Source organism: Micromonospora sp. NPDC051141 (genome assembly GCF_044455765.1).
Taxonomy (GTDB): domain Bacteria; phylum Actinomycetota; class Actinomycetes; order Mycobacteriales; family Micromonosporaceae; genus Micromonospora.
Window position 1 is genome coordinate 514,991 of record NZ_JBITFD010000001.1, and the last position, 25,107, is coordinate 540,097.

19 protein-coding genes are annotated in these 25,107 nt (G+C 73.0%); 4 read left to right on the plus strand and 15 right to left on the minus strand.

The window, feature by feature from the left end; translation table 11 throughout:
• The first annotated feature begins 12 nt into the window (after nt 1-12).
• Nucleotides 13-1,800 (plus strand): gamma-glutamyltransferase family protein, encoded by a 1,788-nt coding sequence (locus ACIA6B_RS01780; RefSeq protein WP_396769932.1) that lies wholly within the window; start codon nt 13-15, stop codon nt 1,798-1,800.
• 40 nt (nt 1,801-1,840) lie between these two features.
• On the opposite strand, the gene ACIA6B_RS01785 is transcribed toward ACIA6B_RS01780, so the two are convergent.
• Nucleotides 1,841-2,836, minus strand: coding sequence for a class I SAM-dependent methyltransferase (locus ACIA6B_RS01785; RefSeq protein ID WP_396769934.1), 996 nt, complete (start codon nt 2,834-2,836; stop codon nt 1,841-1,843).
• Between the two features lie 5 nt (nt 2,837-2,841).
• Nucleotides 2,842-4,245: a Si-specific NAD(P)(+) transhydrogenase gene (sthA, locus tag ACIA6B_RS01790; protein WP_396769936.1), complete on the minus strand. Its 1,404-nt coding sequence runs from the start codon at nt 4,243-4,245 to the stop codon at nt 2,842-2,844.
• Nucleotides 4,246-4,325: 80 nt separating this feature from the next.
• Between sthA and ACIA6B_RS01795 the strand changes: the two genes are divergently transcribed.
• Entirely contained in the window at nt 4,326-5,798 is a 1,473-nt protein-coding gene (locus tag ACIA6B_RS01795; RefSeq protein WP_396769938.1) for a M1 family metallopeptidase, read from the plus strand.
• A 42-nt stretch (nt 5,799-5,840) separates the two neighbouring features.
• Here ACIA6B_RS01795 and ACIA6B_RS01800 read toward each other — a convergent pair whose 3' ends face one another.
• Nucleotides 5,841-7,202, minus strand: a complete 1,362-nt coding sequence (locus ACIA6B_RS01800; protein ID WP_396769940.1) for a glycosyl hydrolase family 18 protein — start codon at nt 7,200-7,202, stop codon at nt 5,841-5,843.
• Between the two features lie 140 nt (nt 7,203-7,342).
• Here ACIA6B_RS01800 and ACIA6B_RS01805 point away from each other — a divergent pair, with 140 nt between their 5' ends.
• Nucleotides 7,343-8,584, plus strand: a complete 1,242-nt coding sequence (locus tag ACIA6B_RS01805) for an ROK family protein (RefSeq protein ID WP_396769942.1) — start codon at nt 7,343-7,345, stop codon at nt 8,582-8,584.
• A 96-nt stretch (nt 8,585-8,680) separates the two neighbouring features.
• Here the strand turns inward: ACIA6B_RS01805 and ACIA6B_RS01810 are convergent, their stop codons facing one another.
• From ACIA6B_RS01810 to ACIA6B_RS01855, 10 genes are all read right to left on the minus strand, one after another.
• A complete protein-coding gene (locus tag ACIA6B_RS01810) occupies nt 8,681-10,564 on the minus strand; it encodes a ricin-type beta-trefoil lectin domain protein (RefSeq protein ID WP_396769944.1) in 1,884 nt (627 codons plus the stop codon).
• Between the two features lie 125 nt (nt 10,565-10,689).
• Nucleotides 10,690-12,099, minus strand: coding sequence for a GH1 family beta-glucosidase (locus ACIA6B_RS01815; protein ID WP_396769946.1), 1,410 nt, complete (start codon nt 12,097-12,099; stop codon nt 10,690-10,692).
• A 34-nt stretch (nt 12,100-12,133) separates the two neighbouring features.
• On the minus strand, nt 12,134-13,141 hold the full coding sequence (locus ACIA6B_RS01820) for an ABC transporter ATP-binding protein (RefSeq protein ID WP_396769948.1): 1,008 nt from the start codon (nt 13,139-13,141) through the stop codon (nt 12,134-12,136).
• Complete coding sequence (locus ACIA6B_RS01825) at nt 13,138-14,172, minus strand: ABC transporter permease (protein ID WP_396769950.1); 1,035 nt, start codon at nt 14,170-14,172, stop codon at nt 13,138-13,140. The genes ACIA6B_RS01820 and ACIA6B_RS01825 overlap by 4 nt, the downstream gene beginning before the upstream one ends.
• Before the next feature lie 3 nt (nt 14,173-14,175).
• On the minus strand, nt 14,176-15,153 hold the full coding sequence (locus ACIA6B_RS01830; RefSeq protein ID WP_396769952.1) for an ABC transporter permease: 978 nt from the start codon (nt 15,151-15,153) through the stop codon (nt 14,176-14,178).
• Nucleotides 15,150-16,244, minus strand: coding sequence for an ABC transporter ATP-binding protein (locus ACIA6B_RS01835; protein WP_396769954.1), 1,095 nt, complete (start codon nt 16,242-16,244; stop codon nt 15,150-15,152). Before ACIA6B_RS01835 ends, ACIA6B_RS01830 begins: the two co-directional genes overlap by 4 nt.
• Before the next feature lie 89 nt (nt 16,245-16,333).
• Nucleotides 16,334-18,013, minus strand: a complete 1,680-nt coding sequence (locus tag ACIA6B_RS01840; RefSeq protein WP_396769956.1) for an ABC transporter substrate-binding protein — start codon at nt 18,011-18,013, stop codon at nt 16,334-16,336.
• A gap of 122 nt (nt 18,014-18,135) precedes the next feature.
• The gene (locus tag ACIA6B_RS01845; protein ID WP_396769958.1) at nt 18,136-19,137 is read right to left on the minus strand and encodes a LacI family DNA-binding transcriptional regulator; all 1,002 of its coding nucleotides are present in this window, start codon (nt 19,135-19,137) and stop codon (nt 18,136-18,138) included.
• Nucleotides 19,138-19,361: 224 nt separating this feature from the next.
• On the minus strand, nt 19,362-20,132 hold the full coding sequence (locus ACIA6B_RS01850; protein ID WP_396769960.1) for an FkbM family methyltransferase: 771 nt from the start codon (nt 20,130-20,132) through the stop codon (nt 19,362-19,364).
• Between the two features lie 236 nt (nt 20,133-20,368).
• Nucleotides 20,369-20,749: a YccF domain-containing protein gene (locus tag ACIA6B_RS01855; protein ID WP_199199704.1), complete on the minus strand. Its 381-nt coding sequence runs from the start codon at nt 20,747-20,749 to the stop codon at nt 20,369-20,371.
• 104 nt (nt 20,750-20,853) lie between these two features.
• Between ACIA6B_RS01855 and ACIA6B_RS01860 the strand changes: the two genes are divergently transcribed.
• Nucleotides 20,854-21,186, plus strand: coding sequence for a cupin domain-containing protein (locus ACIA6B_RS01860; protein WP_396769963.1), 333 nt, complete (start codon nt 20,854-20,856; stop codon nt 21,184-21,186).
• Here ACIA6B_RS01860 and ACIA6B_RS01865 read toward each other — a convergent pair.
• Together ACIA6B_RS01865 and ACIA6B_RS01870 are read right to left on the minus strand one after the other, a co-directional pair.
• Nucleotides 21,173-23,998 carry a hypothetical protein gene (locus tag ACIA6B_RS01865; RefSeq protein ID WP_396769965.1) on the minus strand — a complete coding sequence of 942 codons (2,826 nt, stop codon included), beginning with the start codon at nt 23,996-23,998 and terminating at the stop codon, nt 21,173-21,175. The two genes, ACIA6B_RS01860 and ACIA6B_RS01865, sit on opposite strands and share 14 nt — an antisense overlap.
• Complete coding sequence (locus ACIA6B_RS01870) at nt 23,995-25,107, minus strand: AAA family ATPase (protein WP_396769967.1); 1,113 nt, start codon at nt 25,105-25,107, stop codon at nt 23,995-23,997. Before ACIA6B_RS01870 ends, ACIA6B_RS01865 begins: the two co-directional genes overlap by 4 nt.

Here is a 25,107-nt window from a genome sequence, read left to right on the forward strand (position 1 = left end):
AGGAGGCGCCCGATGACGTTCACCACCCGGCCGACGCTGCGCGGCACGTTCGGCATGGTCTCCTCGACGCACTGGCTGGCCAGCCAGTCCGCGATGGGCGTGCTGGAGCGCGGCGGCAACGCGTTCGACGCCGCGGTCGCCGCCGGTTTCGTGCTGCACGTGGTCGAGCCGCACCTCAACGGCCCCGGCGGCGAGGTGCCCGCGATCCTCGCCACGGCCGGCGATCCCACCCCGCGGGTGCTCTGCGGCCAGGGCCCGGCCCCGGCCGGCGCCACCGTCGCGCACTTCCGGGCGCTCGGTCTGGATTTGGTGCCCGGCGCCGGCCCGCTCGCCGCCGTGGTGCCCGGCGCGGTGGACGCCTGGCTGCTCCTGCTGCGCGACCACGGCACCCGCCCGCTCGACGAGGTGCTGGAACCGGCGATCGGCTACGCCGCCGCCGGTCATCCGCTGGTCGGCGCGGCCGGGCAGACCGTGGCGCGGGTCCGGTCGCTGTTCGCCGAGCACTGGCCGACCTCCGCGCGGCTCTGGCTGCGCGACGGCCGCCCGCCCGCGCCGGGGGAGATGGTCACCAACCCGGCGTACGCGGAGACGCTGCGCCGCCTGGTCGCTGCCGGGCGGGCTGCCGGGGCGGACCGGGTGGCACAGATCGAGGCGGCCCGGCGCGCCTGGCGGGAGGGCTTCGTCGCCGAGGCGATCGACAGGTTCAGTCGCCGCCCGTTCCGAGACTCCAGTGGTCGCCCGCACGCCGGCCTGGTCACCGGCGACGACCTGGCCGGCTGGTCGGCCACCTGGGAGGAGCCGGTCACGCTCGACTGGCGGGGGCACACGGTGGCGAAGACCGGTTTCTGGGGCCAGGGCCCGGTACTGTTGCAGGCGCTGGCGACGCTCGACGCGCTCGACGGCCCCCGGGCGCTGGACCCGTCCACGGTGGACGGCATCCACGCCCAGGCCGAGGCGCTGAAGCTCGCCTTCGCCGACCGGGAGGCGTGGTACGGCGACACCGACGTGCCGGGCGCGGCGCTGCTGTCCCCGGCGTACGCCCGGGAGCGGGCCGCGCTGATCGGCGACCACGCGTCGACCGACCTGCGCCCGGGCCGCCCGGCGGGCGGGTCGCCGCGGCTCCCGGCGCACCTGCGCGCGCACGCCGCCCGGCGGGCCGGCCCGCCGGACCCGAGCACCGGCGAACCGACGGTACGCGCGGACGGGGTGACCCGCGGCGACACCTGCCACGTCGACGTGGTGGACCGGTGGGGCAACATCATCTCGGCCACCCCGAGCGGAGGCTGGTTGCAGAGTTCGCCGACCATCCCGGAGCTGGGCTTCCCGCTGGGCAGCCGGTTGCAGATGTGCTGGCTGGAGGAGGGGCTGGCGTCGTCGCTGCGGCCGGGCCGGCGTCCGCGAACCACGTTGAGCCCGACGCTGGTGCTGCGTGGCGGCGAGCCGGTGCTGGCCTGCGGCACGCCCGGCGGCGACCAGCAGGACCAGTGGCAGTTGCTGTTCCTGCTGCGTCACCTCGTCGGCGGGCAGGAGTTGCAGGAGGCGATCGACGCGCCGGCGTGGCACACCACCAGCCTCCCGGCGTCGTTCTATCCGCGTGAGGTCGAGCCGGGCGTGCTGGTGGTGGAGGACCGGATCGATCCGGACGTGCGGGCCGCGTTGCGCGCGAAGGGCCACACCGTGCGCCGCGCCGACCCGTGGAGCCTGGGCCGCCTGTGCGCCGTCACCCGAGACCCCCGCACGGGTGTCCTGTCCGCCGCCGCCAACCCCCGGGGCGCCCAGAACTACGCCACCGGCCGCTGACCCCGCCCGTCCCGCCCCCGTCCCCGTCCCCGTCCCCGCCTCACCGCGTCGATCTTGGAGATTCGGCCCTGGCATCGCGGACAAACCGGGCTTCCACCGGGCCGCAACTGCAAGATCGCGGAGGAGCCGAGGGGTGGGGGAAGGGTGGGGAGGGGGATGCGGGGTCAGGGGTGGTCGGCGGTGGTGAGGTGGCTGTGGCGGAGGGAGCGGGGTGGTGGGTGGGGGTGCCCAGGCGGCGGGCGGTGTCGAGCAGGTGCTCGGTGCGGGTGACGGTGAAGCCGGTGCGGGTGAGCAGGGCGGCCATCGCGGCCGGGGTCCACGTGGAGCGCCACGGCTCGTCCGCCCAGACGCTCGACCGGCCGGTGGTGGCCGCCAGCACCCGGGCCAGCAGCCGGCCGAGCGTGGTGGTCACCGCGGGCGTCTGGTAGTTGACCACGAGCCGGCTGCCCGGCGCGGAACGAGCCGCCACCGCCTCCAGCGTGGTCGCCACCTGCGCCCGGGTCAGGTACGGCACCACGCCCTCCCAGACCCAGGTCGTCGGCGTGTCGGCGCGGTGCCCGGCGGCGGCCAGCGCCTCGCCCAGCCGGTCCCGGCCGAAGTCCACCGGGACGAACCGGGGCGGGGCGCCGGGCAGCGCGCCGGGCAGCGCGCCGGCCCGGTCGCGTTTGTCCCGCTGGCTGGCCGGCTGGTCGACCTCGAAGACGGCCGCCCCGGCGAGTTCCGGCATCCGCCACGCGCGCCCGTCCAGCCCCGCGCCGAGGATCACCACCTGCGGGCCGGGCCGCTCCCGGACGGCGTCGTCGACGGCGACCGTGCGGGGCGCCATCAGCTCGGCGCAGGCGCGGACGCTCTCGTAGTCGACCCGTGCCCGCCAGCCGGGCGGCGCCGCGCCGGCGCGGACCCGGTCGACGGCGACGCGCTCGTCCGGGCGCAGCATCGGCGCGGCGGTCGGGTCGGTGAAGCGCCCCGGGGCGAGCCGCCCGTCGGCGGCGGCACGGCCCTGGCACACCAGCACCGCGGTCCGGCTCGCCCGCACGTCGCTCAGCCGTCGATCCGGGTGATGTTGCGGATCTTGTTGGCGGCGTCCAGCGCCGCCACCTTGTACGCCTCGGCCAGCGTCGGATAGTTGAACACCGCGTCGAGCAGGTAGTCGACCGTCCCGCCGCAGCCCATCACCGCCTGCCCGATGTGGACGATCTCGGTGGCGCCGGTGCCGAACACGTGCACGCCGAGCAGCCGCCCGTCCGCCGGCGAGACGAGCAGCTTCAACATGCCGTACGGGTCGCCGACGATCTGCCCCCGGGCGAGTTCCCGGTAGCGGGCGATGCCCACCTCGAACGGGGTGGACGCCTCGGTCAGCTCCTCCTCGGTCTTCCCGACGAAGCTGATCTCCGGGATGGTGTAGATGCCGATCGGTTGCAGTTCCGGCATCGCGCGGGCCGGTTCCCCGCAGGCGTGCTGCGCGGCCAGGCGGCCCTGTTCCATCGAGGTGGAGGCGAGCGCCGGGAAGCCGATGACGTCGCCGACGGCGTAGATGTTCTCGACCGCGGTGCGGTAGTCGGCGTCGACCTCGATCCGGCCGCGGTGGTCGGCGGTGAGCCCGGCCGCCTCCAGCGCGAGTTCGTCGGTCTGCCCCTGGCGGCCGGCGGAGTACATCACCGTGTCGGCGACGATCTTCTTGCCGCTGCGCAGCACGCAGAGCGCGGCGGTGCGGTGCTTCTCCACCGACGCCACCTCCTCGCCGAAGCGGAACGTCACGGACAGGTCCCGCAGGTGGTACTTGAGCGACTCGACGATCTCCTCGTCGCAGAAGCCGAGCATCCGCTCGCGGCGCTCCACCACCGTCACCTTGGTGCCGAGCGCGGCGAACATCGACGCGTACTCCATCCCGATCACGCCGGCGCCGACCACGACCATGCTGCGCGGCACGGCCTGGAGGTTGATGACGCCGTCCGAGTCGACGATCGTCCGGTCGTCGAAGTCGACGCTGTCCGGGCGGGCCGGGCGGGTGCCGGCGGCGATGACCGCCTTGTCGAAGCTGACCCGGGTCTCCCGGCCGGAGCCGGCGTCGACCCAGACCGAGTGCGCGTCGGCGAACCGGCCGGTGCCGGTGATCATCGTGACCCGGTTGCGGGCCAGTTGGTCGCGGATCACGTCGGTCTGCCGGCCGATCACGTGCTGGGTCCGGGCGGCCAGGTCGGCGACCGTGATGTCCTCCTTGACCCGGTAGCTGCTTCCGTAGAGGTCACGCTGGCTGAGCCCGGTCAGGTAGAGGACCGCCTCGCGCAGCGTCTTGGACGGCACGGTGCCGGTGTTGATGCACACCCCGCCGAGCATGTCGCGACGGTCCACGACGGCGACGCGACGGCCCAGCTTGGCCGCGGCGATCGCCGCCTTCTGTCCACTTGGTCCGGAGCCCAGCACCAGCAGGTCGTAGTCATACACGCCCGACAGCCTGGCAGCATGTCCCGGCGGACGCCAGCGGAGGGGCCCCGAGAAGTGGATCATTCCCGTATGGTGCGCTGATGCGTCGCCGCGTACCGCTGATCCTGCTTCTCGCGCCGCTGCTCGCCGCCGGGTGCACCACCGACCCCGCCGCGCCGGCCGCCGACCCGTCCACTCCGCCGACCACGCCCGCTCCGACCGTTCCCGCCGTCGACTACACCGCCTGGCAGGCGGGCCGTTCCACGCCGGTGGCCGACAAGGTCTACCCGGCGCGGGGCACCGACGCGCTGGACGTCCTGCACTACGACCTGGCGCTGGAGTGGGCGCCGTCGACCCGCACCCTCACCGGCGCCGCCACGCTGCGGATCCGTCCGGTCCGGGACGCGCCGAACCTCGTGCTCGACTTCATGCCCTACCAGCTCGACGGCGTGACGCTGGACGGCACGCCGGTCACCGCCGCGGTGGCCCGGGAGAAGCTCACGGTGACCGCGCCGGTCGTCGCCGACAAACCGGTGACGCTGGTGGTCGAGTACCACGGCCGGCCGCGGACCACGCCGATGCCGTCGCACCGCAAGGACGTGGAGGACCTCGGCCTCACCGTCACCAAGGAGGGCGGCCTCTGGACGATGCAGGAGCCGTTCGGGGCGTTCACCTGGTATCCGGCGAACGACCAGCCCGCCGACGAGGCGCTCTACGACATCCGGGTGACCGTGCCGGCGGGGTGGACCGCGATCGCCGGCGGCACCCCGGCCGGGCAGTCCGGCACCACGTTCTCCTACCGCAGCGCCGACCCGGTCGCGACGTACCTGACCACGCTCGCGGTCGGGAAGTACCAGAAGCTGACCGCCAAGGGGCCGCGCGGCGTGCCGCTGACCTACTGGTACCGCAGGGGCGCCGACGACGATCTGGTGCCGTACCTGAAGAAGTCCCCGCAGTACCTGGCCTGGTTGGAGAAGAAGTTCGGCCCGTACCCGTTCCCCTCCGGTGGCGTCGTGGTGGTGGACTCGGCGTCGGGCATGGAGACCCAGCAGATGATCACGATGGGCGGGAAGATCGAGGACACCCGGGCCCGCCGGGACCGCTGGGGCAGCGACCTGCTGCACGAGTACGCCCACCAGTGGTTCGGCAATTCCGTCACGCCCACGAGCTGGACCGACCTGTGGCTGAACGAGGGCTGGGCGAAGTACGCCCAGGACCTGTACACCCAGGAGACGCTGAAGCTGAGCGCGGCGAGCCTGGACCGCTACCTGCGCGAGGGCGACGCGGCCCTGCGCAAGAAGCTGGGCCCGCCCGGCAAACCCGACCCGAAGCGGTTCGCCGAGGGCAACGTCTACCTCTGCCCGGCGGCCATGCTCCGCGAGATCCACCGGCAGGTGGGCGACAAGACGTTCTTCGTGCTGGCCCGCGCCTGGGTGCAGGACCAGCGCAACACCCAGCAGGACCGCGCGTCGTTCATCGCGTTCCTCAACGAGCGGACCGGCCGCGACTTCACCAAGCTGGTCAACGCCTGGCTGGATTCGAAGACCACGCCGAAGCAGATCGACGTCGGTTGACCGGGTCCGGGGCCCCGCCGACCGGCGGGGCCCCGGACCGGCTCAGCGGCCCTGGAGCGCCCGGACGTTGTCGCCGAACGTCCAGCCCTTCGACCCGTCCCAGTTGATCGACCAGGTCATCAGGCCCTTGAGCCCCGGCACGGAGTGCCACGCCTGGCTGACCAGCGACGGGCTCAGGTAGCCGCCGCCCGCGCCGGGCTGCGCCGGCAGGCCGGGGACCTGCTTGTCGTACGGGACGCGGATGGTGACGCCCTGGACGGTGAGCCCGTTGTTCAGGCACTGCGTCTGCACCGTGAAGCCCTGCACGGTGCCGGCCGGGTACGAGTCCCCGGCGCAGCCGTACATGGAGCCGTTGTAGTACTGCATGTTCAGCCACCAGAGTCGGCCGTTGTCGGCGTACTTCTTCACGATCGGCAGGTACGCGCCCCAGATCGAGCCGTAGGTGACGCTGCCGCCGGTCACGTACGCGGTCTCCGGCGCCATGGTGAGCCCGAAACCGGCCGGCATCTGGGCCAGCACCCCGTCGATGATCCGGATCAGGTTGGCCTGCGACGGCGAGAGCTGGTTGATGTTCCCGCTGCCGGTCAGCCCGGTCTCGATGTCGATGTCGATGCCGTCGAAGTTGTGCCGTTTGAGGATCGGCACCACGGTGGCGACGAACCGGTCGGCGACGGCGGCGGAGCTGAGGTCGATGCCGGCGGCGGCGCCGCCGATGGAGAGCAGCACGGTCAGGCCGGCGGCCTTGGCCTGGCAGACCTGCGCCGGGGTGGGCACCCGGACGCCGGCGTCCATGCCGTCCTCCCAGAGCACGGTGCCGTCGGCGCGGATGACCGGGAACGCGGCGGTGACCACGTTGTAGCCGTGACCGGTGATCCGGGCGTCGGTGACCGGGATCCAGCCGAGCCCGGGGTGTACGCCGTTGGCCGCGCCGTCCCAGTTCTCCCAGTAGCCCTGGAGCACCTTGCCGGTCGGCCGGGACCGCGGCGCGCAGGTGTCACCGCCCGGCGTGGACGTCGCGGTCGGGGTCGGCGTGGGGGTCCGGGTGGGGGAGGGGGACGCGGTGGGACTGGGCGTCGGCGACGGTGGCCGGGTGGTCGGGCTGGGTGACGGTGTGCCGCCGGCGCACGCGCCGAGGTCGGTCCAGAGCGCCGGTACGGCGGCCGGCGTCCAGCCCGCGCCGACCGGCGGGGTGTGCGTGACCAACGCCTGGTAGAGCCGGCCGGCGTAGCTGGCCCGGCTGCCGGCGGTCCAGGTGACGCCCTCGGCCCAGGCCGGCGCGTCGCAGGCCACCAGCGTGGTGGGGTTCGCGGCGGCGGCGAGGCCGCCGGCGGCGGGCAGGGCCACGGTGGCGGCGAGCAGCGCGACGCCACCGAGCAGAGCGGTCGTCCCACGTCCGAGTCGCATGACATACCTCCTCATCAATGCGGCGGAGGCTATCAGTTAACTTTGTTAAGTGTAAATGCGCAGTAGTCTGTCACCACTTGATTCAGGGTCTGAAATGCGGGCCGCCGACGTGCGGCCCGTGGGGAAGGACGGCGGCGGACGTGGACGCCAGACGCACCACGGTGCGCGACATGCGCCGGGCCAACCGGTCGGTCCTGCTGACCCGGATCTGGCTGGACGGCCCGCTCAGCCGGCACGAGCTGGGCCAGTCCACCGCGTTGAGCCTGGCCAGCGTGAGCAACCTGGTCGGCGAGATGATCGCCGAAGGGTTGGTCGAGGAGGCCGGCTCGGTGGAGTCCGACGGGGGTCGCCCCCGGGTGCTGCTGCGGGTCGCCCCCGGCCACGGCTACCTGGTCGGCGCCGACGTGGGCGAGACCCGGGTGCAGGTCGAGCTGTTCGACCTGACCATGACCGCGTTGGCCAAGGCGGAGTACCCGATCGCCGCCGCCGAACCCGACCCGCGACAGGTCGCCTCGCACCTGCTGCACGGCCTCGCCGCGGTGACCGAACAGGCGGGCGTCGATCCGGCCGCGGTGCTCGGGTTCGGCGTCGCCGTCTCCGGCACGGTCGAGCGCGCCGCCGACGCGGTGGTGCACGCGCAGACGCTCGGCTGGGACGGCGTCCCGCTCGGCGCGATGCTGCGCGCCGGCACCGACGTGCCGGTGCACATCGACAACGGCGCCAAGACGCTCGGCCAGGCCGAGATGTGGTTCGGCGCCGGCCGTGGCGTCCGGCACGCGGTGGTCGTCCTGGTCGGGTCCGGCGTCGGGGCGTGCGTGGTCGCCGACGGCGTCGGCTACCGCGGCGCGCACAGCAGCGCCGGCGAGTGGGGCCACACCACGATCGTGTACGGGGGCCGGCGCTGCCGCTGCGGCAACCTCGGCTGCCTCGAGGCGTACGTCGGTGCGGAGGGGGTGCTCGACCGGTTCCGGCGGGCCAACCGGGGGCGCCCCGCGCCCGGCGGGGACGAGGAGAGCGCGTTCGGTGAGCTGCTGCGTGCCGGCAGCCGCACCGCCGCCACGGTGATCGACGAGACGGTCGGCTATCTCGGCGCCGGCCTGGCGAACCTGGTGAACCTGTTCAATCCGGAGCGGGTGGTGCTGGGCGGCTGGGCCGGGCTGGCGCTGGGGGAGCGCCATCTGCCGGCGATCCGCGAGGCGACCGCGCGGCACGCGCTGCGCCAGCCGTACGCGCAGACCTCGGTCGAGCTGTGCCGGCTCGGACCGGACGCGGTCGCGATGGGCGCGGCCACCCTGCCGATGGCCCGGCTGCTGCGCGACGGCGGCGTGCGCCGCGAGCCGGCGGCCCGGCCGGCCCCGGCGCGGCGGTCGCCGGCCCGCTGACCGGCCGGACCGGCGTCACCGACGGCGGTGGCCGGACCGGCGTCACCTACGGCGGTGGCCGGACCGGCGGCGACGCCGGCCCGGCCACCCGGGGAGTCAGGACGGCAGCGTCCACTTCTGGTTGGCGCCGCCGGTGCAGCTCCACAGTTGTGTCTTCGCGCCGTCGGCGGACGTGTTGCCGGTGACGTCGAGGCACTTGTTCGCCTGCGGGTTCACCAGGTCCCGCCCGGCGGTCGCGGTCCACTGCTGGGCGGCGCTGCCGTTGCAGGTCCAGAGCTGCACCCTCGTGCCGTCGGCGGTGCCGCCGCCGGCCGCGTCCAGGCACTTGCCGAGCGCGCGCAGCGTCCCGTCGGCGGCCCGGGTCCAGCGCTGGTTGGCCGCCCCGGTGCAGCTCCAGATCTGCACCGGCGTGCCGTCGGCGCTGGCGTTGTCGGTGACGTCCAGGCACTTTCCCCCGATGCCGGTGACCGGGCCGGTCGGCGTCGTGCCGCCGCCGGACTGGGTGCCGGACCAGGTGAACGTGGCGGTGGTGCGGGCCGGCAGCGTGTAACTGAAGGACTGCCCGCCCCACACCACCCGGACCGACTGCGCGGACGTGCCGCCGTTGTGCGCCAGCAGCGCCTTGGAGCCGTCCGGGTTGCGGTACGCCACGTTCTGCACCGTGCCGTTGGCGGTGGAGTCGATCCGGGTCGCTCCGGGCCGGACGAACCTGGTCAGGTGGCCGGTGGTGTAGTACTCGATCGTGTAGTCCACCTGGCCGGCCCGGGCGCCGCCCTCCTGCACGGTGATCAGGCCGGTGCAGGTGCCGCAGCCGCCGTTGTGCGGGCCCATGTTCTGGTTGACCGCGAGGCTCCACTTCACCACGCTGCGGCTCCAGTTCCGGGCGTAGGTCACGATGTCGGCCATGTCCTCGTTGTGCTGGTTGGTGATCCAGGTGCCGCCGGAGTGCTCGGTGCTGAACTGCGGCACCGCCGGGTACTGCGCGCGCACCTGGCTGCCGACCGCCGGGTCACCGAAGTAGCCGTGCCAGGCGATGCCGCCGAAGAGCGGGTCGGTGCGGACCGCGCTGTCGGCGAGCAGCCCGGAGCCGATGGTGCCGTAGTCGCCGTAGTTCCAGTCGTGCACCAGCACCTTCGTGGTGATCCCGGCGGAGCGGAACGCCGGGTAGACGAAGTTCTTGGTCAGTTCGGTCAGGCCGGAGGCGTTCCAGCTCATGCCGGGGTAGTCCATCGCGGTGGGGTTGCCGGCCTGGCAGCAGTTCGGCTCGTTCTGCACCGACAGGTAGTCGACGGTGACGCCGCGCGCCGCGTACGCCTGGATGGTCCGGACCAGGTACTGCGCGTAGGTGGCGTAGTGCTCCCACTTCAGCCAGCCCATCTGGTCCATCCGGCCGTTGTCCTTCATCCAGCCGGGCGCGCTCCACGGCACCACCATCACCCGCAGCGCCGGGTTGAGCTGGCGGGCCTGCGCGGTGAGCAGTTCGACGTTCGTGTCGTAGCCGTTCGCGCCGAAGTCGTTGAGGTCGCAGCAGGTGTCGTCGAGGGACACGTTGCCGGGCCGGGACAGGTCGGACGCGCCGACCGGGTTGCGGACGAACGACAGGCCGATCCCGTCGGTGGGGCTGAACAGCTTGCGCATCACCGCGTCCCGGGTGGCCGCGCTGACCGGCCCGCCGCGCAGCAGGTACGCGGTGGTGTCGGTGATGGACGCGCCGGCGCCCTCGAACGGCTGGTAGCGGGTGTTCTCGTCGACGGTGATGGTGTGCGTGGCGCCGGGGCTGGTGGCGGCGAAGGCGAGCGGGCTCTGCTGTTGCAGCCCGCGGGTGACGGTCCGGCCGCCGCTGTCGGAGGTGGTGGTGAGCCAGACGTCGACGCGTTCTCCGGCGGCGTGGGCCGCGGTGGTGGGGACGAGGGCGCCGGCGGTGAGGCAGAGCGTCAGGGCGACGCGGCCGGCGAGGCGGGCAACGGTGGTGGGGGACACGGGTGCTCCTTCCGGATGAATAGACATCCGTGAATGAGCGAACCGTTGTTCCGGGCTTGTGTCAAGACATGAAAGAAAGGGGCGACCGCCCGGGAAGCTGCCGCGCGGTCGCCCCGGACGTCGGGTCAGCGCCGCTCGCGCGCCCGCCGGACGGTGTCGCGGTACCACAGCGCGCTGCGCTTCGGGATGCGACGCTGGGTGTCGTAGTCCACCCGGACGATGCCGAACCGCTTGTCGTAGCCGTACGCCCACTCGAAGTTGTCCAGCAGCGACCAGGCGAAGTAGCCCCGCACGTCCGCGCCCGCCTGCCGGGCCCGGGCCACCGCCCGCAGGTGCTCGGTCAGGTAGCCGACCCGGTCGTCGTCGGCCACGAACCCCTCCGCGTCCGGCTCGTCGTCGAACGCCGCGCCGTTCTCGGTGATCACCATCGGCACGCCCGGGTAGTCGCGGTGCAGTCGCACCAGCAGGTCGGTGAAGGACTCCGGGACGATCTCCCAGTCCATCGCGGTGCGTGGCAGGTCCCGGCGGACCACCCGGCGCACCGGCCGGCCGTCGTCGTCGCGCTCCCGGCCCTGCTCGTCCACACCGGAGTGGAGCTGCCCGAAGTAGTAGTTCACGCCCAGCACGTCGATCGGGGCGGCGATGACGTCCAGGTCCCCGTCCTCGACCGGGATGCGCACCCCCTCGGCCGCCAGGTCGTCGATCACGTCCTGCGGGTACGACCCGCGCAGCACCGGGTCCAGGTAGAGCCGGTTGCCCAGCCCGTCCGCCGCCCGCGCCGCGTCCCGGTCCGCCGCGCTGTCGGTCGCCGGGTCGGCGGTGGACAGGTTCACGGTCAGCCCCAGCTCGATCGGCGTCTGCGCCGCCGCGCGCAGCCGCCGGGTGGCCAGCCCGTGCCCGAGCAGCAGGTGGTGCGCGGCGGCGATGCCGTCGCCCAGGTTCCGCCGGCCGGGGGCGTGGTCGCCGTAGGCGTACCCGAGCATCGCCGAGCACCACGGCTCGTTCAGCGTGGTCCAGGTGCGGACCCGGTCGCCGAGCGCGGCGAAGACCAGCTCCGCGTAGTCGGCGAAACGGTACGCGGTGTCCCGGTTCGGCCAGCCGCCGGCGTCCTCCAGCTCCTGCGGCAGGTCCCAGTGGTAGAGCGTCACCCACGGGTCCACGCCGCGGCCGAGCAGCTCGTCCACCAGCCGGTCGTAGAAGCCCAGCCCGGCCGCGTTGGCCGGCCCGCGCCCGCCCGGCTGCACCCGCGGCCAGGCCACCGAGAACCGGTAGGTGTCCAGCCCCAGGTCGGCGATGAGCGCCACGTCCTGCGGCATCCGGTGGTAGTGGTCGCAGGCCACGTCGCCGTGGTCGCCGTTGGCCACCGCCCCGGGGACCCGGCAGAAGGTGTCCCAGATCGACGGCGTGCGACCGTCCTCGGCCACCGCGCCCTCGATCTGGTACGACGACGTCGCCACCCCCCACCGGAAGGTCGGCGGCAGCGTGTCGATCGGGTCGGCCTGATCGACGCTCGGGCGGTTGAGGTCGGTGTCCATGGTTCTCCTCGCGGTAGCGGTGGGCTCGGACTTCTCAGCGGGGCAGGGGGGCGACGGCCGGGTGCAGCCAGCACGCGACGGCCCGGGTCGGATCGTCGACGCCGGGTGGGCCCAGCACCGGCAGGCGCTCGTCGCACGGCGCGAACGCCTTCGGGCAGCGCGGGTGGAACGCGCAGCCGGCCGGCATGGCGCGCAGGTCCGGTGGGGAGCCGGGGATGCCGGTCAGCTCCCGGCGCGGCCCGTGCAGCGCCGGGAACGAGTGCAACAACCCCTCGGTGTACGGGTGCAGCGGCTCGGCGTACAGCCGGGCGGCGGGCGCCTCCTCGACGATCCGGCCGCCGTACATGATGGCGATCCGGTCGGAGAACTCCACCAGCAGCGACAGGTCGTGGGTGATGAACAGCACCGCGAAGCCGAGCCGCTCGCGCAGCTCGGTGAGCTGGCCGAGGATCTGCCGTTGCATCACCACGTCCAGCGCGGTGGTCGGCTCGTCCATGATGACCAGTTGCGGCTCCAGCGCCAGCGCCATGGCGATCATGACGCGTTGCCGCATGCCGCCGGAGAGCTGGTGCGGGTAGCTGTCCAGCCGGTCGGCGGCGATGCCGACCAGGCGCAGCAGGTCCTTCGCGCGGGCCCGCCGGCTCGCCGGGGTGCTCCTCGGCTCGTGCGCCTTGATCACGTCGAGGAGCTGGGTGGAGACCCGGTGCACCGGGTTGAGCGAGTTCATCGCGCCCTGGAACACGATCGACGTCTCCGCCCAGCGGAACTCGCGCAGCCGGGCGGGACTCAGCGTGAGCACGTCCACCGGTGGGCCGTCGGTCGGGTGGTAGATCACCTGGCCGCCGCTGACCACACCGGGCGGCGGCAGCAGCCGGGTCAGCCCGTACGCCAGGGTGGACTTGCCGCTGCCGCTCTCCCCGGCCAGGCCGAGCACCTCGCCGCGGTGCAACGTCAGGTTCACGTCGCGAACCGCCCGCACCGCGTCCGCGCCGACGCCGTAGTCGACGCACAGCCCCCGGATCTCCAGCACCTGGTCGCTCATCGGGTCTGGTCCTTTCGGGTGTCCTGCATCTCGACGGGGGCCGCCGTCGGGGCCAGCACCGGGGTGAACCCCACCCGCATCCGCACCGTGCGGCCGTCCGCGGTGCGGATCCGGGTCCGGCCGCCGGTGCGCAGCCGGGGGCTGACGAACTCGTCGATGCCGAAGTTGATCAGCGCGAGCGCGGTGCCGAGCAGCGCGATGGCCAGCCCGGCCGGCACGAACCACCACCACGCGCCCTGCGCGAGCGCCTGCTGGCCCTGCGCCCAGAACAGGATGGTGCCCCAGTTCCAGGAGCTGACCGACGAGATGCCGATGAACGCCAGGGTGATCTCCGACATCACCGCGAAGATCACCGTGCCGACGAAGCCGGAGGCGATGATCGCGGTCAGGTTCGGCAGCACCTCGAAGCCGATGATCCGCCAGGTCCGCTCGCCGTTGGCCCGCGCCGCCTCGACGTAGTCGCGGCGGCGCAACGACAGCGTCTGGGCGCGCAGCACCCGGGCGCCCCACGCCCACGAGGTGAGCCCGATGATCAGCGCGACCAGCAGGTCGCCGGCCTGGTCGACGAGCGACGCCACGATGATGATCAGCGGCAGCGCGGGGATCACCAGGAACACGTTGGACAGCGCGGAGAGGCCCTCGTCGGCCGCGCCGCCCAGGTAGCCGGCGGTGACCCCGATCAGGACGGACAGGATCGTGGCCAGCACGCCGGCGATCAGGCCCACCACCATCACGCTGCGCGCGCCCACCAGGATCTGGCTGAAGATGTCCTGCCCGAGGTGGGTGGTGCCGAACCAGTGCCGGGTCGACGGCGCCTGGAGCACGTCCGCGCCTCGCGCGTCCGGGTCGTACGGCGCGATCCACGGCCCGATGACCGCCAGCAGCACGTACACGCCGAGGATGGCCAGGCCGGTAGCGGCCTTGGCGTTGGCCACGAAGCGGAACCGGCGGCGCCGCGCCCGGGCCGACGGCTGCGCCATCGCGCCCTGGCCGGGGATGACCTGCTCGATGCTCGACGGGGAGATTGTCATCGCTCAGCTCTTTCGGGTCCGCGGGTCGAGGAGCAGGTACGCGACGTCGGCGAGCAGGTTCGCCACCAGCACCGAGATCGTGATGATCAGGAAGATGCCCTGCATGAGCGGGTAGTCCTTGTAGCCGACCGCCTGGAAGAGCTGGAACCCCAGGCCCGGATAGGAGAAGACGATCTCCACCAGCAGCGTGCCGCCGACGATGAAGCCCAGCGACAACGCGAAGCCGGAGACGTTGGGCAGCAGCGCGTTGCGGGCGGCGTAACTGAGCGCCACCCGGCGCTCGGAGAGCCCCTTGGCGTGCGCCACCGTGATGTAGTCCTCGCTGGCGACGGTGACCATCATGTTGCGCATGCTGAGGATCCAGCCGCTCATCGAGGAGACCAGGATGGTCGCCGCGGGCAGGATGCTGTGCTGGAGCGCGCTCGGGATGAAGTACGCGTCGAACGCCGGCACCAGCCCCGGCTCGTAGCCGCCGGAGGAGGGGAAGAAGCTGCCCGGCCCGGCGAACAACGCGATCGCCACCAGACCCAGCCAGAAGTAGGGGATCGAGGAGAGGAACGTGGTGGCCGGCAGCAGCCCGTCGATCCACGAGCCGCGCCGCCAGCCCGCGCCCACGCCCAGCGCGGTGCCGAGCAGGAAGCTGACCACGGTGGTGACGCCGACCAGACCGACCGTCCACGGCAGGCTGCTCCCGATCACCTCCGACACCGGCGCCGGGAAGAACGTGAACGACAGGCCCAGGTCGCCGTGCAGAAGCTGACCCCAGTAGGCGACGTACTGCTCCCACAGGTTGCGGTCGGAGTCCAGCCCGAACAGCACCCGCAGCGAGGCGATCGCGTCGGCGCTGATCCGACCCTGGTTCCGGGAGATCAACGACTGCACCGGGTCGCCCGGCACGATCCGGGGGATGAAGAAGTTGAGCGTGATCGCCGCCCAGGCGGTGAACAGGTAGAAGGCCACCCGTTGCAGCAGGAACCTCATCGGGCCGCCTCCTCGGGCACGGCGGCTCCCGCCGCCGCCACGGTGGCCCGGTCGAACAGCCAGCACGCCGCCCAGTGCCCGGGCCGGTCGTCGATCGGGATCGGCGGCGGCAGGTCGGTGGCGCACCGGGGCATGGCGTGCGGGCAGCGCGGATGGAACCGGCAGCCGGCCGGCGGGCGGATCAGGCTCGGCGGCTCGCCGTGCCCGCGCTCGGTCGCCGGGTCGGCGTCCGCGCCCGCACCGGTGATCCGCTCCGGGTCCGGCGCCGAATCGATCAACAACCGGGTGTACGGATGCGCCGGCCGCTGGGTGACCGTCTCGCTGTCGCCGCCCTCGACCATCCGCCCGGCGTACATGACGATCGTCTCGTCGGCGAAGTAGCGGGCCGAGGCGATGTCGTGGGTGATGTAGAGGATGGCCAGGTTCAACCGGTCCTTGAGGTCCTGGAGCAGGTTGAGCACGCCGAGGCGGATCGAGACGTCCAGCATGGAGACCGGCTCGTCGGCGAGCAGCACCTCCGGGTCCGCGCCCAGTGCCCGGGCGATGGCGACGCGCTGGCGCTGGCCGCCGGACAGCTCGTGCGGGAACGCGTCGAGGTAGCGCTCGGGCGGGGTGAGGCTGACCCGGGTGAGCAGGTCCGCGAGGGCCTTCTCCAGCCCGTCCGCGCCGTCGCCGGCGTTGCCGTGGATGCGCAGCGACCGGGTGAGGTGGTAGCGCACGGTGTGCACCGGGTTCAACGAGGCGAACGGGTCCTGGAGGATCAACTGCACCCGGCGCACGTACGCCCGGAAGCGCCGGCCGCCGCGGACCCGGGTCGGGACGCCGTGCAGCCGGATGTCGCCGGCGGTGCGCGGATAGAGCTGGGCCAGCAGCCGGGCCACCGTGGACTTGCCGGAGCCGGACTCGCCGACCAGCGCGGTCACCCGGCCGCGGCGCAGCGCGATCGAGACGTCGTCGACGGCGTGCACCACCGCCGAGGTCCGGGAGAGGAGGTCGCGCAGCCGCCGGCGGACCGGGAAGTGCTTGGTCAGGCCGACGGCCTCCAGCACCACCTCGTCGGCCGGCGCCGGGGCGCTCTCGGTCGTCGTCATGCCGAATTCCTGTCTGGGGTTGCCGGGGTGAGGGGCGGGCACCGTCTCCCCGGCCGGCGGAGCGAGCCGGCCGGGGAGACGACGCCGGGTCAGCCGGCGGTCGGCTTGAGGTGCAGCACCACGTCCACCGCGTTGGGCTGGGTGGGCTGGAGCGCGCCGTACGGGTTCGAGTCGTCCGGCCAGCCGGTCCAGTTCTTCGTGCTGTACGCGCCGCCGATGTTGTCCGCGCCGACCGGGATCATCGGCACCTGCTCGACGAAGATCTTCTGGAGCGTGGCGAGCGCGGTGGTGCGGGCGGCGTCGTCGGTGGCGTTGGCGTACGCGATCAGCGCGTCCGTCGCCGTCTTGTCGTCGAAGCGGCCGAAGTTGCCGGCCGGCGAGGCGGTGCCGATCGGCTTGAGCACCCGGCCGTCCATGATCGTGCGGTAGATGTCGTACGGCGTCGCGCCGCTCTCGGTCCACCGGAACGTGGCGTCGAAGTTGCCCTGCTCCACGTTGCGGAACCAGGCGTCCTGGTTGGCCTTGTCGATGGTCGCCGCGATGCCGATCTTCGACAGGTTGCCCTTCACGATCTCCAGGCTGGTCTGGTAGTCGGACCAGCCGGCCGGGTCGGTGAGCTTGATCGTCACCGGCTTGCCGGTCTTGTCCTTCAGCGTGGCGCCGTCGAGCTTGTAGCCCGCGCCGGTGAGCAGCGCCTTGGCGCCCTCGACGTCGACCTTGTGCTCCTGGCCCTTGTACTCCGCCGCGATGAACGAGTCGCCGGCCGGGCTGGGCAGCCCGGTCACGCTCTTCACCTCGGGGTGGAAGTACGCGGCCTCGGCGGTGGTGAAGATGTCCGCGCGGTCGACGACCATGTTCATCGCCCTGCGCAGCGTCGGGTCGTCGAACGGCTTCTTCGTGGTGTTCAGGTAGAGGCCGTGGATGCCCAGCACCGGCGGCGCCCACACCTTGTGGTTCTTCTGGTCCTTGGCCACGAACACGGTCTGGTAGTTGGGGATGAAGACGAAGCTCCACTCCGACTCGCCGTTGGCCAGCGCGGTGGTCTGCGCGCTGTTGTCGGTGTACGAGGTGAAGCGCAGCTCCTTCACCTTCGGCGCGTCCTGCCAGTAGCCCTTGTCCCGCACGGTCAGCGTGGTGGTGGCCGGCGTGAACGACTTGAGCGTGTACGGGCCGCTGCCGACCGGCTGCTTCACCGGGTCGGTGGTCGGGTCGGCGATCTTCTCCCAGAGGTGCTTGGGCACGATCGGCACCCGCCACAGCACCTTCTGCTGGTTGACGAACTGCGGGCTGGACATCGAGATGGTGACCTCGTTGCCGGTCGCGACCGCGTCCGTGTACGGCACGCCCTGGTCGTTGAGCGCCGGGAACTTCTTGACCAGGTTGTAGGTGAACGCCACGTCCTCGGCGGTGACCTTCTGCCCGTCCGACCAGGTGGCGTTGTCCCGGATGGTGACCTTGACCGACTTGTAGTCCGGCGACCACTCGGCCTTGCTGGCCAGCCACGGCTTGAACGGGTCCGCCGGCTTGACCGGGTTCCACATCATCAGCGGCTCGTAGATCTGCCAGCGGTAGCCCAGCGACGCCGCGGCCGAGGTGGTCAGGAACGGATTGTTGTTCTCCGCCTGCGGGCCGTTGGGCATGCCGACGTTCAGCACGGTCGCGGCCTGGCCGCTCTTCTTGTTCGCGTTCGGGCTGTCGCCGCAGGCGGCGACCGTGGTGGTGACCATCGCGCCGGCCAGCGCGACGGCGAGGAGGTGCCGTCTTCTCATGGAGGGTCTCCCTCGGTGGTCCCGCATGTCCTCGGGCGGGATGTGGTGGATGGAGGGTGTGCGGTGGTGCCACCGGCGGGCGGGCCCGCCGGTGTGGTCGCCGGGTTCGGCGGGGTGACTGCTCAGGTGACGCGGGTGGAGGCGCGGGCGGCGAAGCCGGTGGGGATGACGGTCGGGGCGTCCGGCAGCGGCGTGCCGGTAAGGTGGGCGATGAGGAGCCGGGCGGCGGCGGCGCCCATCTCCCGCAGCGGCTGGTGCACCGAGCTGAGCGGCGGGTGGGTGTGCCCGGCCAGCGGCAGGTCGTCGAAGCCGACCACCGCCACGTCCTGTGGGACGCGGCGGCCGGCGTCGCGCAGCGCCTGGAGCGCGCCGGCGGCGGAGAGGTCGTTGTGCGCGAAGACCGCGTCGAACGGCACGCCGTCGGCGAGCAGCCGGCGCACCGCCGCGCGCCCGCACTCGAACGTGAAGTCGCCCTCCACCACCCGCGCCGGCTCGATGGGTACGCCGGCGTCCGCGTAGCCGCCGGCGAAGCCGGCGAGCCGTTCCCGGGTGCAGCCGAACCGGCGCAGGCCGGTGATGACGAGCGGTCGTCGGCGTCCGAGCGACAGCAGGTGCGCGGCGGCGGCCCGCGCGCCGGCCTCGTTGGTGGTCCGCACCGACGGGAAGCCGGGCTGGTGACCGCGGTCGTCGATCAGGATCACCGGCAGGCCGCGGCGGTGCAGCCCGGTGATGTAGTCCAGGGTGCCCTCGGGTTCGACCACGAGCAGGCCGTCGAAGGACTTCGCGGAGACCTGCGAGGCGAAGCGGCGCATCGACTCGTCGCCGTGGGTGCAGGTGAACAGCAGCATGCCGTAGCCGGCGGCCTCGACCGTGTCGGCCGCGCCCTGGAGCACCTCGCCCATCCACGGCCAGGTCAGCGCCGGCACCAGCATGCCGACCACCCGGGTACGCCCCCGGGCCAGGCCGACCGCGCGGGCGCTGGGCACGTAGCCGAGGTCGCTGATCACGGCGCGGACCCGGTCGGCGGTGCGGATGTGCACCTCGCCCTTGCCGTTGAGCACGCGCGAGACGGTCGTCTTGCTCACCCCGGCCCGGGTGGCGACGTCGGCGATGGTGATCGGCACGTGACGCTCCCGGGTCGCAGGGGTGTGGGGGATGTTTCGGAACCGGTTGCGGTAGCGGTTCCGTGGCAGTCAACCGAAGTGGCGGCGGTCACGTCAATAACGGGCAGGTAACAAAACACGGCTAAGTTCGAGCCCTGAAAAAAGCGGCGGGGCAGCGGATGGGTGGATCAAGCCGGTGAGCAGCGTCGATGCAACGCCGGAGTGGCCGTCCGATGGGGCCCGCGTCAGCTCCGCGCGTACACGTCGCCGGCGTTCGCCTCGTGCGGCACCGCGCCCAGATACGCCGCCACCTCGGCGGCCGACCGCCAGCCGGGCAGCGCGAATCCCATCTCGTCGCCGAGCGCCACGGCGAACCCGGTGAAGCCCAGCGCGGTGAGCCGGTCCAGGCAACGACCGGCCAGGTCCCGCGCGATGGTGGTGAACTCGAACGACAGGGCGGGCACCGGCCGGCTCAGCCCGGCCAGCACCGCGTCCTCGAAACCCTCCACGTCGATCTTGACGAACGCCGGCACGCCGTGCTCGGCGAGGAGCGCGTCCAGGGTGGTGCCGGCCACCTCGATCTCGGCGTCCCAGGTCTCGCCCGCCCAGCCGGCGGCCTGCCCGGCGGCCCGGACGAAGCCGGGGGAGGCGGTGGAGACGGTCGGGTTGGCGGAGTTCACGTGCAGCCGCACCGGTCCGGTGGTCCGCCCGCAGGCCGCCTCCACCACGGTGACCGCCTCGTCGCCCGCGTGCAGGGCGCGCAGCACCCGCGCGCAGAGCGGCTGCGGCTCCACGGCCACCACCCGGGCGCCGAGCCGACGGAAGCTGGCCAGCCGGTCACCCACGTGCGCGCCGATGTCGAGGACCAGGTCGCCGGCGCGCACCAGCGGCCGGTAGAACGCGTCCAGCGCGGCGTCGCGGGCCCGGTCACCGTGGTAGAAGTCCAGCGAACGACGCAGCCCGGCGAGCGCCGGATCCGCCTTGAGTGCCTCGATCACCCCGTCCCGACCCCCCACCTCACCGACCGTAGTCACCCGTGGCGGAACGCGAGCCGCATTCGGCGGTTCCACCGAGCACACTATCCTCCTAGGATGCCGAAGCGGGTGTGACCCGCCCGCCGTCGCGCGAGAAGGACCACGTGGCGGCGTCAGACACCGCAGCCGTGGCGGGCCCTGAGTCGTTTCTGCCCTCAGCTCGTAAGGGACCGACCAGAAGCAGCGGGCGCTGCCTGGCGGGCGGGAGCGCGGCCCGGTCAGGGCGTCTCGACGACCTCCTGGCCGAGCGGCCAGAGCGCGGCCGGCACCAGCTTGAAGTTGGCCACCCCGAACGGGATACCGATGATCGTCACGCAGAGCGCGACCCCGGCGAGGATGTGCGACAGGGCGAGCCACCAGCCGGCCAGCAGCACCCAGAGCACGTTCGCCAGCCCGGACGGGACGCCGGCGCCCGGCTTCGGCACGAGCGTGCGCCCGAACGGCCACAGCGCGTACGAGGCCAGGCGCAGCGAGGCCACGCCGAACGGGATGGTGACGACCAGGACGAAGCAGATCAGGGCGGCCACGCCGTAGCCCAGGGCCAGGACGATGCCGCCGCCGAAGACGAGCCACAACAGGTTCAGCAGGAAGCGGATCACCACTCCATGGTGCCCGCCCCCGGCAACCGGCCCGGACCGCGGCGGGGATCGGGTTACCGTCGGGGTTGCGGCCCGGCCGGCCGCGCGGAGAGGAGCACGCCGTCATGGAGCCGTCGACCGAGGGCGTCACCCGCACCGAGTTGCAGCGCGCCCACGCCGAGGTGCCCGGCCGCCTGATCGTGCAGACCCTGTTCCAGATTCCGGTCGGCAGCCAGTCGGGACGGCACAGCCACCCCGGCGAGGAGGTCGGCTACCTGATCCAGGGCCACATCGTGATGGAGTTCGACGACCGGCCCGCGCTCGCCGTGGCGGGCGGGGAGCCGTTCCTGATCCCGCCGGGCGTCGTGCACAACGCGCGCAACGTCGGCGACGTCGAGACCCGGATGCTCTCGTCGTACTTCGTGGACGACAGCCGGCCCCTGGTCACCCCCCACTGACCTCGGGCCGGTCGGGTGTCAGCAGGGCCACCACGGCGACGGCGGTGTCCGGATGCGCGGCGAGCAGCGGCGAGCCGCCGCCGGTCGGCTGGTCGGGCCCGGTGGGGGAGCGCCACGGCGCGTCGCAGCCGAGCAACGCGGCCACCGCGTCCAGCGCGTCCGGGTGGGCGACCAGCAGGCCGGCCACCGGGCCCGCCTGGGTCGGCGGCGGTGCCGCCGCGGGCGCGGCGGGCGCGGCGGCCCACGGCGGGGTCCAGGCGTCGAGCTCGGGCAGCGTGGCGGGGAAGGTGCGTTCCGCCTCCCGGACCAGCAGCGGCACCAGCTCCGGGCCGTGCTCCCGCAGCGTGGTGATCAGGGTGGGCAGCCACGGCAACAGCACCGGGTCCGGCAGCCCGGCGAACGCGGCCGACATGGTCTCCACCACGAACGGCGCCAGCCCCGGGACCGGGTCGAGCGCGTGCACGAACCCGGACAGATACTGCGGGAACGCCGGCACCACCAGCGGGTTGCCCAGTAGCTCGGCGCAGTGCTCCCGGAGTTGGGCCAGCGGCAGCAGACCGAGCTGGTGGCGGGCGGCCCAGAGCAGCGCCAGCTTCGCCGGCGCCTCGGGGTGGGCCTGGGCGACGGCCAGTTCGAGCTGGGACCGGTCGCAGCCCAGCGACAGCGCGAGGCTCTCCATGTGGAACAGGAAGCCGAGCATGGCGCCGACCTGGCGGACGCCGGTGGCCTCGTCGACGAACGCGGTGGGCAGCAGCGTGCAGTAGTGGGCGTACCCGGTGGTGACGAACGCCTGACACCAGGCCGGCAGCGTCGGCGTGGTGGTGCGGTGGTGGGCGAGCAGCCGCCGGATACGGCGCAGCACCTCCGGCGCGTCGTCGACGGTGCGTTCGGCCGCGAGCAGCTCCACCGCCCGCGCGCCGAGTTCGTCGACCAGCCGGGGACTGTCGAGCAGGCGGATGGCGTCCTCGACGGCGGCGAGCGCGCGGGCGGCGGTGGCGTCCGGGCCGCGGACCGTGCGCCGCAGCCGTTGCTCCAGCACCTGCTCGACGGTGACGCCCTCGTAGCCCAGCTCGATGAGGGCGCGTTGGTTGCGGCCGAGGGCGAGGTCCCAGCTCTCCTGGGTGGAGCGGTGGCCCAGGCGGCGCTCGCCCATGATCGGGCGGACCGCGTCGGCGGGCAGCAGGTGGCGCAGCATCCAGAGCAGGTCGGAGCAGGGTGCCAGCGCCGGGTCGGCGCGCAGGTCGAGCAGCGCCCGCTGCACGGTACGCCGCTCCAGGTCGAGCCCGAGCGGGCGGAGCCGGTCGAGCACGTCGCGGGCCAGCGGCGGCAGCGAGTCGTATCCGACCTGGCCGACGCGGTCGCCGCCGAGCAGGATCTCGCAGAGTCGGCGGACGTCGCGTCGGCCCGGCACCACGTCCTTCTCGATGCAGGTGACCGCGGCGTCGGCGAAGTCGTAGGGGGTCGGCTTGGCCCGGTTGCGCAGGTTGGCCAGCAGGATCGAGGTCTCGAACACGGCGATCGCGTCGGCGGTGCTGGCGAGGTAGCCGTTGCGGCGGGCGAGTCGGACGATGTCGACGCACCATCCGCGCAGTTCCGCCTCGTCCAGCGCGTCGAGCGCCGGTGGCGCGGCGAGGAAGCCGCTGAGCCGGTCGGCGGTCTCGTCGGGCGAGGTGGCCGTCGGGGTCGCCCGGGTGCGGCGGGCCTTCTTGCCGGTCTGCTGTCCGGCCAGCCGGTACGGCGTGAGCCGGGTGCGGCCGACCGCGGCGGCCCAGTTCGCGGCTGCGATGGACACGGTGCCGGGGGCGAGGCCGAACTGCGCCTCGATGGCGGAGTGGCTGGACGGGATGAGGCCGTAGCGCCAGCGGGTGGCGGTGCGGGGGCTGATCGGGAAGTCCGGGGCGGTGGAGTCGAGGCCGAACTGTTCGACGTGGCTGGCGGCGTGGAACGCGCCGCAGACGTAGAGGCAGTCGGCCGGGTCGGCGCCGGAGGCGGCGAGGTGCTGGCGCATCCGCGTCCACATGTGGCGTTCCCGGTCCTCGTCGCGGTCGTCGCGGGCCGACCGGGTGGGGCGCAGCCGCCGGAACAGGCTGCCGATCAGCACCATGACCTGCCGGTAGGTGTCGTGGTCGGCGTCGGCGAGGGGGCGTTCGACGTACTGGTCCCACCACTCCGACCAGTGCCGGACCTTGCCGTGGTGCAGCAGGTGGGCTTCCAGTTCGGCGAAGCGGGGGCGCAGGTCGCCGATCTCCACGCCGACCGCGTCGCCGTGCAGGGCGGCGTCCTCGTCGGTGGCCGGCGTCGGGTCGGGGTCGGCCGGCTGGCCGTCGCGCGGGGTCCACTGGAAGACGTGGTCGGTGGAGCGGTCCACCAGCACCAGCTCGACGCCGGGCGTGTCCAGCGCGTACGCGATGGCCTGGTATTCCGCGGAGGCCTCGGTGATCGGGGCGATGACGCTCAGCGGGCTCCACTCGGCGGGGAAGCCGTCGAGTTCGGTGGCGAACGCCTGCACGGCCACCGGGAGGCGGCAGTTGCGCAGCTCGTCGAGCAGCGGGCGCAGGTCCTCGCAGAGTTCGAGGTAGATGACCCGGGGCGGGCGGGCGCGTAGTCGCCGGGCCATGGCCAGCGCGGACGCGGGGGAGTGGTGGCAGACCGGGAAGATCTCCAGCCGTTCGCCGAGGGCCCGGTCGACGTCGTCGACCATGCCGGCGAGGATCCCGGCGAGCGCGTCGGGGGACTCGGCGAACGCGGCGGCGGCGTCGGTGAGCTGCTCGCGCAGCGCGCCGAAGAGGCCGGTCCGGGCGGGTGCGGTCATGACAGCGACGCGATCGCCTGGCGGCCGCCGTCGAGGAAGCCGTCCCACTCGCCGCCGTCGGCCTTGGCCCGGGGCTCGACGACGCCGTGCAGGTACTTGTTGAGGATGGCCAGGTCCTCCGGGCTGCGTCGGGCCAGCGAGCCGACCAGCGACCCGGCGAGCGTCGCGGCGCGCAGGGTGCGGTCGCCGAAGAACTGGCTGTGCAGGACGGCGTCCTCCAGCACGCCGATCTGCTCGGCGGTGGACAGCGCCGACTCGAGCTTCTCGTCGTCGCTGGTGGCGGCGGACGCGGCGGCGCGCAGGTCGGCGAAGCTCTGCAACAGGATGTCGAGCAGGGTGGGCGGGACCTCCAGCTCGATGCGGTGCCGGCGCAGCAGTTCCTCGGTACGGAAGCGGACGATCTCGGCTTCGCTGCGCTTGTTGGTGACCACCGGGATGCGGACGAAGTTGAACCGGCGCTTGAGCGCGGAGGAGAGGTCGTTGACGCCCCGGTCGCGGCTGTTCGCGGTGGCGATGATCGAGAAGCCGGGCTGGGCGAAGACGATGTTGTCCTGGTCCAGCTCGGGGATGGAGACGTACTTCTCGGACAGGATCGAGATGAGGGCGTCCTGCACGTCGCTGGTGGAGCGGGTCAGCTCCTCGAAACGGCCGATGACGCCCTGCTCCATCGCGGTCATGATCGGCGAGGGGATCATCGACTCGCGGGACTGGCCGCGGGCGATGACCATGGAGACGTTCCAGGAGTACTTGATGTGGTCCTCGGTGGTGCCGGCGGTGCCCTGCACGACCAGGGTGGAGTTGCCGCAGATGGCGGCCGAGAGCAGCTCGGCGAGCCAGCTCTTGCCGGTGCCGGGGTCGCCGATGAGCAGCAGGCCCCGGTCGGAGGCGAGCGTGACGATGCTGCGCTCGACGAAGCTGCGGTCGCCGAACCACTTCTGCGGGATCTCCCGGTCGAGGCCGTCGGCGCGTTCGGAGCCGAGCACGAACAGCCGGACCATGCGGGGGCTCAGGCGCCAGGAGAACGGCTTCGGCCCGGTGTCGACCGACTCGAGGTAGGCCAGCTCGTCGGCGTACTTGGTCTCGGCGGGGGCGCGGAGCATGTCGGACAT